The following is an 11,647-nucleotide window of genomic DNA, read 5'->3' on the forward strand; positions in this document are numbered from 1 at the left end:
CACGCGGTCCGGCACGTCGGGACCGCCCCGTTCTGGTCGCGGTCAGCCTACCCGCGAGGGCGCTTGCCCAACCCCCGACTTCCCAGGAGATAGGTCCCGACCAGACCGGCCATCGCGCCCATGGGGAACGCCACCAGGGCAGTGCTGTGCCAGGGTTCTCGATCGGGGTCGGGAGCAGTCAGCCCGAGTCCCCCGGAGAGGGGTGTGTAGTCGGGCTTGCCGGCCGCGAGCGCCTGCGGGTCGTTGGGTCCCAGGCTGCTGCCGACGACGTACATCAGCACACCTGCGAGGCATGCTCCGACGAGCACGGCGGCGACCGTCGCCATCTCGTGGTCGCGGCGCAGCCCGGCCAGCACCGCGAGGACGAGGCCCAGCGGGAAGGCGATCACCACGAAGAGCGCGATGCCGCTGAAGGAGTAGTCGGGGCCGGCCGGCTCGAGGTACCACTGGCCCTGGTAGGTCAGCCCGTCGGGTGCGTCCCAGAGCCGCTCCCACAGCACACCGGCACCGGCCCCGGCGACCAGGAAGGCGGTCAGCACGACCGCCACCCGCGTCGCGACTGTGCTGCTCCCGCTCGCCATGCCGTCCACGGTGCCACCCACGTCCTCGTCCACCAGGTCGTTCACCCGGTCAGGCACCCGGGACCGAGGAGCTGCTTGAGGTCGGCGAACAGGGCGGGGCTGGGACTGACCCGCAGGTTGTCGTCGAGGCGCAGCACCTTGGTCGAGCTGCGGGTCAGCAGGCGCAGCTGGACCTCGGTCATGCCGGGGTGGGTCCCGAGCACGTCGCGCAGCTGGGCGACCACGGGCGGCGTGCAGCGGGTCGACGGGAGGCTGATCACCACCGGTCCGGTCGGACCCTGGGTCAGGTCGGGGGCGGTGACCTCCTGGGCCCGCAGCTCGGGCTGGTCCTTGTCGCGCGAGAGCTGGCCCTTGATCCGCACGATCTGGTCCTCGACCAGCAGGGTCGAGGCGAGCGTGTAGGCACTCGGGAAGAGCAGCACCTCGATCGCGCCGTCGAGGTCCTCCAGCGTGATGGTGGCCCACGGGTCGCCGCGCTTGGTGATCTTGCGTGCCACCGAGGTGATCAGGCCGCTGACGGTCAGGGTCGAGCCGTGGGCCCGCTCCTCGTCGAGCATCAGCTGGCCGATGGTGCAGTCGGTGCCCTGCGAGAGCACGTGCTCGAGACCGAGGAGCGGGTGGTCGGAGACGTAGAGGCCGAGCATCTCGCGCTCGTGGCCGAGCAACGTCATCTTGTCCCAGTCGTCGATGTCCGGGATCGTCACGCTCACGCCGAAGCCGGCGTCGTCGTCGTCGCTGAGCCCGCCGAACAGCGAGTCCTGGCCGATCGCCTCGTTCTTCTTGAGGTCGACGAACTGGTCGACCGCCGTCTCGTGCACGGCGGCGAGGGCGCGTCGGCGGTGCTTCATGTCGTCGAACGCGCCGGCCTTGATCAGCGACTCCACGACCCGCTTGTTGCACACCAGCGCCGGGACCTTCTCCATGAAGTCGTTGAAGTCGGCGTAGCGGCCCTTGCTCTCGCGGGCCGACACGATGCCGTCGACGACGTTGCTGCCGACGTTGCGCACGGCGGTGAGGCCGAAGCGGATGTCGTTGCCGACGGGGGTGAAGTTGGCGTGGGACTCGTTGACGTCGGGCGGCAGGACCTGGATCTTCATCCGGCGACACTCGTTGAGGTAGATCGCCATCTTGTCCTTGTCGTCCTTCACCGACGTCAGGAGGGCGGCCATGTACTCGGTCGGGTAGTTGGCCTTGAGGTAGGCGGTCCAGTAGGTGATGACGCCGTAGGCGGCGGAGTGCGACTTGTTGAAGGCGTAGTCGGAGAACGGGAGCAGGATCTCCCAGAGCTTGTCGATCGCGACCTGCGGGAAGCCGCGCTCGAGCATGCCGGCCTGGAAGCCGGCGTACTGCTTGTCGAGCTCCTCCTTCTTCTTCTTGCCCATCGCGCGCCGCAGGTTGTCGGCCGCACCCAGGGTGAAGCCGGCCAGGACCTGGGCGATCGCCATCACCTGCTCCTGGTAGACGATCAGGCCGTAGGTCTCCCCCAGCACCGGCTCGAGCGCCTCGGCCAGGGCCGGGTGGATCGGCTCGATCGGCTCGCGGCCGTTCTTGCGGCGGGCGTACTTGTTGTGGGAGTCGGCGCCCATCGGGCCGGGGCGGTAGAGCGCGCTCACGGCGGTGATGTCGGCGAACTGGTCAGGCTGCATCGAGCGCAGCAGCGAGCGCATGCCCGAGCCGTCGAGCTGGAAGACGCCGAGGGTGTCGCCGCGGCCCATCAGCTCGTAGGTGGCCCGGTCGTCGAAGGGCAGCTCCTCGAGGACGACGTCCTCGTCGCGGTTGACCTTGATGTTGCCGAGGGCGTCCTCGAGGGTGCGGAGGTTGGAGAGGCCGAGGAAGTCCATCTTGACCAGCCCGAGCGACTCGCACATCGGGTAGTCGAACTGGGTGATGACCGCGCCGTCCTGGGGGCGGGCCATGATCGGCACGATGTCGATCAGCGGCTCGCTCGACATGATCACGCCGGCGGCGTGCACGCCCCAGTTGCGGATCTGGCCCTCGAGGCCCAGGGCCGTCTCGTAGATCGTGCGGACCTCGGGGTCCTGGTCGTGCAGCGCCCGGAACTCGCCGCCGTCGCGGTAGCGCTTGTGGTTGGGGTCGAAGACGTCCTTGAGCGCGACGCCCTTGCCCATCACGTCGGGCGGCAGCGCCTTGGTGATGCGGTCGGAGATCGCGAAGCCGTGGTCGAGCACGCGGGCGGCGTCCTTGATGGCGGCCTTGGACTTCAGCCGGCCGAAGGTCGCGATCTGCGCGACGCGCTCGGCGCCGTACTTCTGGCTGACGTAGGCGATCACCTCGCCCCGGCGGGCGTCGTCGAAGTCGATGTCGAAGTCGGGCATCGAGGGGCGCTCGGGGTTGAGGAAGCGCTCGAAGAACAGGCCGTGCTCCAGCGGGCACAGGTCGGTGATGCGCAGCGCGTAGGCCGCGATCGAGCCCGCTCCCGAGCCGCGGCCGGGTCCGACGCGGATGCCGTTGTCCTTGGCCCAGTTGATGAAGTCGGCGACCACGAGGTAGTAGCCGCAGTAGCCCTTCTGGGAGATGATCGCGAGCTCCATCTCGACCCGGTCGCGCACCTCCTGGTCGAGCCGGTCGCCGGGGTAGCGCGCCTCGATGCCGCGCCAGACCTCCTTGCGGAACCACGAGTCCTCGGTCTCGCCCTCCGGCACGTCGGCGCGCGCCATGTAGCCGCCGGTGGACTCGGTGAACTCGACCTCGCACCGCTCGGCGATCGCGAGGGTGTTGTCGCACGCCTCGCCCATGCCGTACTGGTCGGCCCACACCGCGCGCATCTCGGCGGCCGACTTGATGTAGTAGCCGCCGCCGTCGAACTTGAGACGGTTGGTGTCGGCGAGCCGCTTGCCCGACGCCACGCAGATGAGGGCGTCCTGGCCGGCGGCGTCCTCGGGGTTGGTGTAGTGGGTGTCGTTGGTGACGATGGCCGGCAGGTCGAGCGTCTTGGCGATCCTGAGCAGGTCGTCGCGGGTGGCGCGCTCGGCAGCGATGCCGTGGTCCATCAGCTCGAGGAAGAAGTTGTCCTTGCCGAAGATGTCCTGGAACTCGCCGGCCGCCTTGAGCGCCTCGTCGTACTGCCCCAGCGTCAGCCGGGTCTGGATCTCGCCGGAGAGGCACCCGGTGCTGGCGATGATGCCCTTGGCGTAGCGCTGCAGCAGCTCGCGGTCCATGCGGGGCTTGTAGTAGTAGCCCTCGAGGCTGGCCAGGCTCGCCAGCCGGAACAGGTTGTGCATCCCCTCGGTGTTCTCCGCCCACATCGTCATGTGGGTGTAGGCGCCACCGCCGGCGACGTCCTTGCCGCCCTCCTCGGCGGAGTCGCCCTTGCCCCACCGCACCCGACGGCGCTCGCCGCGCATGGTGCCGGGCGTGAGGTAGGCCTCGATGCCGATGATCGGCTTGACGCCGTGCTTGCGGGCCTTGCTGTAGAAGTCGTAGGCCCCGTGGAGGTTGCCGTGGTCGGTCATCGCGATCGCCGGCATGCCGAGCTCGGCGGTGCGCTGGAACAGCCCGTCGAGCAGGGATGCGCCGTCGAGCATGGAGTACTCGGTGTGCACGTGCAGGTGCACGAAGTTGTCGTGGGAGCCGGCGGCCGACATGGAGGAGACTTCCGCACCTTTCGAGGGGTCGCTGACGGGGTCTGTTTCTGGGGTTGCTGACTGCGCAGCGGAGAGGGGGGAAGAGCAGTCAGCCTACGTCAGTGTGCCCGGCCCCACCGACAAGACACCCGACCCGATCCACGACCGGGAGCCCGTCGGCGCGGGGTGCCCTCACAGCCAGTCGATGGCGTGCCCGTGGCCGTGGCTCCACGCCACGGGGACGCCGTCCAGCGCCGTCACGAAGCGACCCGAGGGGACCTCGCGACCACCCGTCACCGCAGGCAGGACGCGTCGTCCCTCGTTGCTGATCCACCGGCACCGTCCCTCGGCCACCAGACCGGTCATCAGGTCGTGGAAGCGGTCACGATCGGCCTCCTCGAGGTAGGCGATCACGGCGGAGTGGAAGACCACGGGCGTGCCGTGCGGGGCGGCCTCGTCGAGCAGGTCGGGGAGGTGGTCGAGGAGGTCACCGCGGCGCAGAGCGGGCGGCTCGCGGCGCGCGACCCCTATCGCCTCGCGCAACCGATGACGTCGCTCGTCCTGCTCGGGCCACACGAGGTTCTCCAGCCAGGCCATCGCGTCCTCGTCGGAGACGTCGAGCGGGTTGAGGTCGACCCCGCCCCGCCACGCCACCTCGGGGTGCCTCTCGGGCACCGGGAGCGCACCGGTGGCCTCGGCGGTGAGGACCGGACCGCCGCTCCCCCGCAGCCCGCCCAGCGGCGGCCAGACGTAGTCGTACCGGTCGGGGAACAGGCACAGCCCGGCGCTCGCCCCCACCTCGATGAGCGCAAGAGGTCCGTCGAGGAGCCCGAGGACGGGCGCCAGGGTGGCCAGGCGCCCCACCTCGTTGGTCTGGGTCGCCCGGGACATGACGGTGGCCCGGACCTCGGCCTCCCGCTCGAGCAGGACGCGGCGCAGTCCGTCGTACGACCCCGGCGCGGGTGCACCGTGCCAGCGTGCAGCCGCGAGGACGAGGTTGGGCTGGCGCTTGATCGGGGGCAGCGTGTCCAGCCAGGCGAGCACCTCGTCGTCCTCGGCGACCCCCAGCGCCCACTCCTCGAAGCAGGGCGAGTCGCCGGCCGCGTAGGTGGCGAAGTCGCGGTACTCCTCGATCACGTCGTCGTAGAGCAGCATGCGGCCATCTTGTCCGGTCAGCGGCTGGCGTCGAGCGACTGGGCGATGATCACGTCGACGATCCGGGCGACGCGCTCCTCCCCCAGCTCGGGCACCACGGCCGCGATCCGGCGCACGATCTCGGCCTCGCGCCGCGGGTCACGCTCGTGGGACGGCTTCACGGCCTGGACCGCCCGCGTCAGCGCCGTACGCCGCGCGAGGACGTCGCCGAGCACCAGGTCGGCGTCGTCGATGAGCCCGCGCAGGAAGACCAACGGCTCGGGCCCGGGCCAGGCGACCCGGATGTCGGGGGCGTGCTCCTCGTTGGCGGAGCCGTCGGTCCGCTCGAGCTCCAGGCACCCGCGCCGGCGGTAGAACGTGCGAGCCGGCTCGTTGGACTCGAAGACCCAGAGGCAGAACCCCTGCGGGCGCAACGTGGTCACCGTCTCGAACAGCGCGGTGCCCACCCCGGCGCCCTGGTGGTCGGGGTGCACGTAGAGGTCGTCGAGCCACGTGGGGGTCGAGCGGGCATAGCCCGCCACGGCGTCTCCCCGCGTCGCCAGCCACACGTCGTACGTCGTCAGGTCCCAGCCGGCGACCCAGGCCCGCACCTCGTCGTCCGCGTGCACGCCGGGCGGGAACGCGGGACCGGCGGCGCGACGCGCAGCGAGGTGGACCTCGGCCAGCGCGGGCAGGTCGCCCACGGTGGCCGGTCGCAGCGCCATGTCGGCCGGCATGACGTCAGTGCTCGTCGCGGACGACCTCGAGCGCGTGCGCCAGGTCGTCGGGGTAGGTGGACTCGTAGGTGACGTAGTCGCCGGTCTCGGGGTGCTCGAAGCCGAGGCGCATGGCGTGGAGCCACTGGCGCTCCAGGCCGAGGCGCTGGGCGAGCGCCGGGTCGGCGCCGTAGGTCAGGTCACCCACGCACGGGTGCTTGAGCGCGCTCATGTGCACCCGGATCTGGTGGGTGCGCCCGGTCTCGAGGTGGATCTCGAGGAGGCTGGCGAACCGGTGGGCCTCGAGCGTCTCGTAGTGGGTGATGCTGTGCCGGCCGTCGCCCATCACGGCGAACTTGTAGTCGAACTTGGGGTGCCGGCCGATCGGAGCGTCGACCGTGCCGGTCAACGGGTCGGGGTGGCCCTGCACCAACGCGTGGTAGGTCTTGTCGACCGTGCGGTGTCGGAAGGCGTTCTTGAGCACGGAGTAGGCGTGCTCGGACTTCGCGATGACCATGACGCCGGAGGTGCCGACGTCGAGGCGCTGGACGATGCCCTCGCGTTCCTTGGCGCCGCTGGTGGAGATCCGGAAGCCCGCGCCGGCGAGGTGCCCGACGACGGTGGGTCCGCGCCAGCCGGGCGAGGGGTGCACGGCGACGCCGACGGGCTTGTCGATCACGACGATCGCGTCGTCGTCGTGGATGATCCGGATCCCCTCGACGACCTCCGCCTTCACCTCGAGCGGGTCACGCTCGGCCGGGATCGTCACGTCGAGCATGGCACCGGCGTGGACGCGGTCGCTCTTGCCGACCGCGTCGCCGTCGACCTGCACCAGGCCCTGGGAGATCAGGTCGGCGGCCTTGGTGCGCGAGAAGCCGAACATCCGCGCCATCGCGGCGTCGACGCGCTCGCCGGCGAGGCCGTCGGGCACGAAGACGGTGCGCTGCTCGGCGTGGGTGGTCATCCGTCCCCGGAATCGCGGGACCCGTCGAGGGCCACGCCACGGAAGGTCTGCAGGATGATCAGCCCGGCCGCGACGTTGATGCAGATGTCGGCGACGTTGAAGACCGGCCAGTTGGGCAGCATCAGGAAGTCGACCACGTGGCCGTGGAACGGCTCGGGCTCGCGGACGATGCGGTCGGTGAGGTTGCCGCCCACGCCGCCGAGCAGGAACCCGAGGGCCAGCGCCCACCCCGTGCTGGCGAGGCGGCGGCTCAGCCACAGGACGACGACCACGGCCACCATCGCCAGGCAGGTGAAGACGATCGTGAAGCCGGTGCCCGTGCTGAAGGCGGCGCCGGGGTTGAACGTCAGGTGGAGGGTGAACCAGTCACCGAAGACCTCGACGTCACCGTCGGCCAGCGAGGCCAGCGCCCACTGCTTGGAGGCGAGGTCGGCGGCGTAGGCCAGCGCGGCCATGCCTGCGAAGATCAGTCGTGCGTCGAGACGCCGACGGGCCGGGTCGTGGTCGACCTGGTCGCTGGGATTCAGCGACGCTCCTCGCGCTGCTTGCATGACATGCACAGTGTGGCATGGGGCACCGCCATCAACCGATTCTTGCCGATGGGGTTGCCGCAGGAGTCACAGACGCCGTAGCTGCCGTCGTCGATGTGCGACAGCGCCCGGTCGATCTGGGACAGCGTCTCGCGCTCCCGGGCCAGCACCGTGAGCTCGTGGTCGCGCTCGAAGCTGGTCGCACCGACGTCGGCCTGGTCCTGCCCGGCGCCGTCGCCGGCGTCGCGCATCAGTCGGGCGAGCTCGGCCTCGGACTGCCCGACGATGACCGACAGGCGCTCCTGGTGCTCGCGGAGCTCCTTGACGACCTCGTTGAGCTCGCCCCGGGTCCAGGGGTCCTCGCCGTCGAGCACGACCAGTCGTGCGGGGGTCGCCTTGCGGGGTGCTGCCTTCTTGGCCGGAGCCGCCTTCGTCACAGGAGTTGCCTTCTTCGCAGGTGCGGTCGTGGTCGCCGGGGAGGTCTTCTTGGCGGCCGTCTTGGTGGCGCGAGCGGCCTTCTTGGCGGCCGTCTTCTTCGCCGGCGCGGTCTTCGTGGCCGGCGCGGCCTTCTTGGCGGCCGTCTTCTTGGCGGCCGTCTTCTTGGCGGCCGTCTTCTTCGCCGGAGCGGCCTTCTTGGCCGGAGCTGCCTTGGTGGCCGCGGCCTTCTTCACAGGGGCGGCCTTCTTGGCAGGGGCCGACTTCTTGGCAGGGGCCGACTTCTTCGCCGGAGCCGCCTTCGTGGCGGGTGCCTTCTTGGCGGGCGCCTTCTTCGCCGGCGCCTTGTCCGCGGCGGTCGACGAGGCGCTCTTGCGGCCGATCACTCGCTTGGCCGCTGCCGCAGCAGTGCCGGCCAAGGACTTGCGCGTACTGCCAGCCATCTCCGAGGGCCTCCAGCCAGTCAATGGGTGTGGCAGGAACCACACGGTGGCAGGGAGGGTATCCGCTGCCACCCACAGAGCCAACAGCGGCTCGCCGAAATGCGGAGAACGGCCACCCTCACGGGTGGCCGTCCTCCATTCACAGACGTGTTCGAAGGTGTCAGCCCTCGTCGTCGCCCAGCACCGAGCGGAGGCGCTTGGGCCCGTGACCACTGTCCACCGGAGCCTGGCTCTCGGCGCCGTTGGAGAGCGCCTCGAGCTGCTGGGTGAAGTAGGTCTTGAGGCGGGAGCGGTACTCGCGCTCGAACTGGCGAAGCGTCTCCACGTCGCTGTTGAGCTTGTCGCGCTCCTTCTCCAGGTCGCCGAACATCTGCTGGCGGCGCTCGGCCGTCTCGGAGTCGAGCATCTGCGAACGCTGGCGCGCGTCGGCCTCCATGCGGTCGGCCTTGGTCTTCGACTCGGCCTCGAGGCGCTCGGCCTTGGTGCGGGCGGCCCCGACGATGCGGTCGGCCTCGTTCTTGGCGTCCTCGACGAGCTCGTCGGCGTTGCGCGTGGCGATCTCGAGCAGACGGGCGGCGGCGTTGGAGGCGTCGGCGATGTTGCTGACGCGCGCGGTCTGCACGGGAGCGGCGGCAGGTGCCGCGGCGACCACCGGTGCGGCGGGCTCCGGCTCGGGCTCCGGCTCGGGCTCTGGCGCGGCAGGGGCGAACGAGGCAGGGGCAGCGGGCGCGGTGGCACCGCCCGACTGTGCGGCGGACAGCTTCGACCGGAGGTCGTCGTTCTCCTTGGTGAGCCGCGCGAGCTCGGCCTCGACCTCGTCGAGGAACTGGTCCACCTCGCCCATGTCGTACCCCTCACGGAGACGGACAGGCGTAAAGCGCTTGTTGCTCACGTCCTCAGGCGTCAGCGGCATGACCTCACCCAAACTTTCAGTCTTCGATTCACGGTGGCTCTGCTGTCAGGAGACAATAGCGCCCGGCGCCGCACGGGGCACAGTGACCCGTGTGACGGATGGTTCAGAGCCCGAAGATGGTGACGACCACGTTCAGCAGCAACCATGCTGCCACCATCACGAGCAGGAAGCTCAGGTCGAGCGCGACCGAGCCGATGCGCAACGGCGGAATGACCTTGCGCAGCGCCACGATGGGCGGATCCGTCGCGGAGTAGACACCCTCGAGCGCGACGAGCAGGGGTCCGTGCGGCGTCCACTGCCGGGCGAAGACCTGGACCCAGTCCACGATGAACCGGATCCAGAGCAGCCCGATGAAGACGAGCAGGATGATGTAGAGCGTCTGGCCGAAGATCTGCACGGGTTAAGAGTGCCTCAGCTCTGGTTGAAGAAGCCGTCCTCGGCGATCCGCTGCTTGTCCTCGGCCGAGACCGCGACGTTGGGCGGCGAGAGCAGGAAGACCTTGTTGGTCACGCGCTCGATCGAGCCTCGGGTGGCGAAGATCAGGCCGGCGGCGAAGTCGACGAGACGCTTGGCGTCGTTGTCGTCCATCTCGCTGAGGTTCATGATCACCGGGGTGCCGTCACGGTAGTTCTCACCGACGAGACGGGCCTCGTTGTAGTTGCGGGGGTGCAGGGTGGTGATGCGGCTCAACTCAGCCACGACTCCTGTCTGGACCGAGGCCGGTCGACGGCGCTCGGCGAGGTCGGACACAGGGGCAGGGCGACGCTCGCGAGCCACGGGACGCTGGTCGACAGCCTCCTGCGTGGACGTCTCGGTGTCACCGTCGTACTCGTCGTAGTGGCCGGTGTCCTCGAGCAGGCCGAGGTACTCGCCGATCTTGCGCATCGCGCCGCTCATGAGACTGATCCTCTGCTAGTGATGGTGGCCGGTCCGGACACCAGGTGAGATGTTGTCGACATTACTGGACCTGGGGCCTCGGACCGAGGACCGCAGACCCGACACGCACGTGTGTCGCGCCGTGGACGATCGCCACCTCGAGGTCGCCGCTCATCCCCGCCGAGAGGACGGCGGCGTCGGGGTGCTCGCGCAGGAAGTCCGCACGGACCTCCGCGAGTCGCGCGAAAGCCACGCCGGGCTCCTCGCCCAGGGGCGCCACCGCCATCAGGCCGCGCAGCCGGAGCATGCCCGCCTCGTCCACCCGCCGGGCCAGGTCGGCCAGGTCGGCAGGGTCCGCCCCCGATCGGTGCTCCGCGCCGGGCGGGTCGAGGCTGACCTGGAGCAGGACGTCGAGGTCGTGGCCACGCGCGTGGGCTCCGCGCGAGAGCGGACCCACCAGCTTGGCGCGGTCGAGCGACTCGACCACGTCGGCGTACGCCGCGACGGCCGCGGCCTTGTTGGACTGCAGGCCCCCGATGAAGTGCCACCGCAGCCCGAGGTCGGCGCACTCGGCAGCCTTGACCTCGGCCTCCTGGTGGCGGTTCTCACCGACGTCGGTGACGCCGAGGTCGGCCAGGAGGCGCACGTCGGAGGCCGGGAAGAACTTGGTGACCACGACGAGGGAGACCTCGGCGGGGTCGCGCCCCGCTTGCCCGCAGGCGGTCGCGATGCGACGGCGTACGACGTCGAGGTTGGCGGCGAGCTCGTCACGGCGCGCGGTGTGGCTCATGCGTGGCTCCAGATGACCCCGGCGAACCGGGTGGCGGCCGCTCCGTCGCGGCGGTAGGACGGCCAGGTCGGGTCCTCGCGCGTGCAGGCGTCCACGGTGCGTACGTCGGTGATGCCGGCCGCCTGCAGCTGCGCGCGCACGCCGACGCCGAGGTCGAGCGCCGGGGTGCCCCACGAGGTGGTCGAGCGCGACGCGGGGACGATCGCGGCGACCTCCTCCTGGAGCTCGGCCGGCACCTCGTAGCAGGCGCCGCACACGTGGGGGCCGATCCAGGCGACGGTCGGGACCGCGCCGCGCTCACGCAGCGCCGCGACCGCGGCAGGTACGACGCCCGCGGCCAGCCCGGGACGACCGGCGTGCGCGGCCGCGATCCAGCCGGTCTCGGGGTCTCCCAGCAGCACCGGCACGCAGTCGGCGGCGCGGGCGAGCAGCGCGACGCCGGGCTGCGAGGTGTAGAGGGCGTCGCAGGCCGGCGCCTCCCGCGGGAGCGCCTCGACGAGGGCGGCCTCCGCGCCGTGCACCTGGTGCATGAGCACCGGTGTCGCACCGGACTCCTCGGAGATCCGGGCAAGAGCCTCCGCGCGCACCTGCTCCTCGGCGGCGTCGCCGAGGCTGAGGTAGACGTCGGTGAAGGCGACCTCGATCACGAGGTCGCCTTCGATCCGATCGCGGTGGCGCAGC

12 protein-coding genes are annotated in these 11,647 nt (G+C 70.5%); all 12 read right to left on the reverse strand.

Features of this window, described 5'->3' with window-relative positions; translation table 11 throughout:
• Positions 1-47: 47 nt before the first annotated feature.
• The 12 genes from ACS3YM_RS10060 to ACS3YM_RS10115 all read right to left on the reverse strand — a co-directional run bounded on the left by ACS3YM_RS10060 (position 48) and on the right by ACS3YM_RS10115 (position 11,613).
• Positions 48-626, reverse strand: a complete 579-nt coding sequence (locus ACS3YM_RS10060) for a hypothetical protein (RefSeq protein WP_439936306.1) — start codon at positions 624-626, stop codon at positions 48-50.
• Positions 623-4,186 (reverse strand): DNA polymerase III subunit alpha, encoded by a 3,564-nt coding sequence (gene dnaE / locus ACS3YM_RS10065; RefSeq protein WP_439936307.1) that lies wholly within the window; start codon positions 4,184-4,186, stop codon positions 623-625. The genes ACS3YM_RS10060 and dnaE overlap by 4 nt, the downstream gene beginning before the upstream one ends.
• Positions 4,187-4,357: 171 nt before the next feature.
• Positions 4,358-5,320 carry a DUF2332 domain-containing protein gene (locus tag ACS3YM_RS10070; RefSeq protein WP_439936308.1) on the reverse strand — a complete coding sequence of 321 codons (963 nt, stop codon included), beginning with the start codon at positions 5,318-5,320 and terminating at the stop codon, positions 4,358-4,360.
• Positions 5,321-5,337: 17 nt separating this feature from the next.
• Complete coding sequence (locus tag ACS3YM_RS10075; protein ID WP_439936309.1) at positions 5,338-6,036, reverse strand: GNAT family N-acetyltransferase; 699 nt, start codon at positions 6,034-6,036, stop codon at positions 5,338-5,340.
• Positions 6,037-6,040: 4 nt separating this feature from the next.
• Positions 6,041-6,979, reverse strand: coding sequence for an RluA family pseudouridine synthase (locus ACS3YM_RS10080; protein ID WP_439936310.1), 939 nt, complete (start codon positions 6,977-6,979; stop codon positions 6,041-6,043).
• Complete coding sequence (gene lspA / locus ACS3YM_RS10085) at positions 6,976-7,530, reverse strand: signal peptidase II (protein WP_439936311.1); 555 nt, start codon at positions 7,528-7,530, stop codon at positions 6,976-6,978. The genes ACS3YM_RS10080 and lspA overlap by 4 nt, the downstream gene beginning before the upstream one ends.
• A complete protein-coding gene (locus ACS3YM_RS10090; RefSeq protein WP_439936312.1) occupies positions 7,503-8,387 on the reverse strand; it encodes a TraR/DksA family transcriptional regulator in 885 nt (294 codons plus the stop codon). The genes lspA and ACS3YM_RS10090 overlap by 28 nt, the downstream gene beginning before the upstream one ends.
• A 160-nt stretch (positions 8,388-8,547) precedes the next feature.
• On the reverse strand, positions 8,548-9,300 hold the full coding sequence (locus ACS3YM_RS10095; RefSeq protein ID WP_439936313.1) for a DivIVA domain-containing protein: 753 nt from the start codon (positions 9,298-9,300) through the stop codon (positions 8,548-8,550).
• A gap of 103 nt (positions 9,301-9,403) precedes the next feature.
• Positions 9,404-9,697 (reverse strand): YggT family protein, encoded by a 294-nt coding sequence (locus ACS3YM_RS10100; RefSeq protein ID WP_439936314.1) that lies wholly within the window; start codon positions 9,695-9,697, stop codon positions 9,404-9,406.
• A 14-nt stretch (positions 9,698-9,711) separates the two neighbouring features.
• The gene (locus tag ACS3YM_RS10105) at positions 9,712-10,197 is read right to left on the reverse strand and encodes a cell division protein SepF (protein WP_439936315.1); all 486 of its coding nucleotides are present in this window, start codon (positions 10,195-10,197) and stop codon (positions 9,712-9,714) included.
• Positions 10,198-10,258: 61 nt separating this feature from the next.
• Positions 10,259-10,966 (reverse strand): YggS family pyridoxal phosphate-dependent enzyme, encoded by a 708-nt coding sequence (locus tag ACS3YM_RS10110; RefSeq protein WP_439936316.1) that lies wholly within the window; start codon positions 10,964-10,966, stop codon positions 10,259-10,261.
• On the reverse strand, positions 10,963-11,613 hold the full coding sequence (locus tag ACS3YM_RS10115) for a polyphenol oxidase family protein (RefSeq protein ID WP_439936317.1): 651 nt from the start codon (positions 11,611-11,613) through the stop codon (positions 10,963-10,965). Before ACS3YM_RS10115 ends, ACS3YM_RS10110 begins: the two co-directional genes overlap by 4 nt.
• Positions 11,614-11,647: the final 34 nt, after the last annotated feature.

It is taken from the genome of Nocardioides sp. N13(2025) (genome assembly GCF_051912545.1).
Lineage (GTDB): Bacteria > Actinomycetota > Actinomycetes > Propionibacteriales > Nocardioidaceae > Nocardioides.

Coding starts and splice junctions, on each gene's coding strand:
- ACS3YM_RS10095 (WP_439936313.1), bottom strand. CDS start 9,300: ATGCCGCTGACGCCTGAGGACGTGAGCAACAAGCGCTTTACGCCTGTC.
- ACS3YM_RS10090 (WP_439936312.1), bottom strand. CDS start 8,387: ATGGCTGGCAGTACGCGCAAGTCCTTGGCCGGCACTGCTGCGGCAGCG.
- ACS3YM_RS10075 (WP_439936309.1), bottom strand. CDS start 6,036: ATGCCGGCCGACATGGCGCTGCGACCGGCCACCGTGGGCGACCTGCCC.
- ACS3YM_RS10080 (WP_439936310.1), bottom strand. CDS start 6,979: ATGACCACCCACGCCGAGCAGCGCACCGTCTTCGTGCCCGACGGCCTC.
- ACS3YM_RS10110 (WP_439936316.1), bottom strand. CDS start 10,966: ATGAGCCACACCGCGCGCCGTGACGAGCTCGCCGCCAACCTCGACGTC.
- dnaE (WP_439936307.1), bottom strand. CDS start 4,186: ATGTCGGCCGCCGGCTCCCACGACAACTTCGTGCACCTGCACGTGCAC.
- ACS3YM_RS10070 (WP_439936308.1), bottom strand. CDS start 5,320: ATGCTGCTCTACGACGACGTGATCGAGGAGTACCGCGACTTCGCCACC.
- ACS3YM_RS10105 (WP_439936315.1), bottom strand. CDS start 10,197: ATGAGCGGCGCGATGCGCAAGATCGGCGAGTACCTCGGCCTGCTCGAG.
- lspA (WP_439936311.1), bottom strand. CDS start 7,530: ATGCAAGCAGCGCGAGGAGCGTCGCTGAATCCCAGCGACCAGGTCGAC.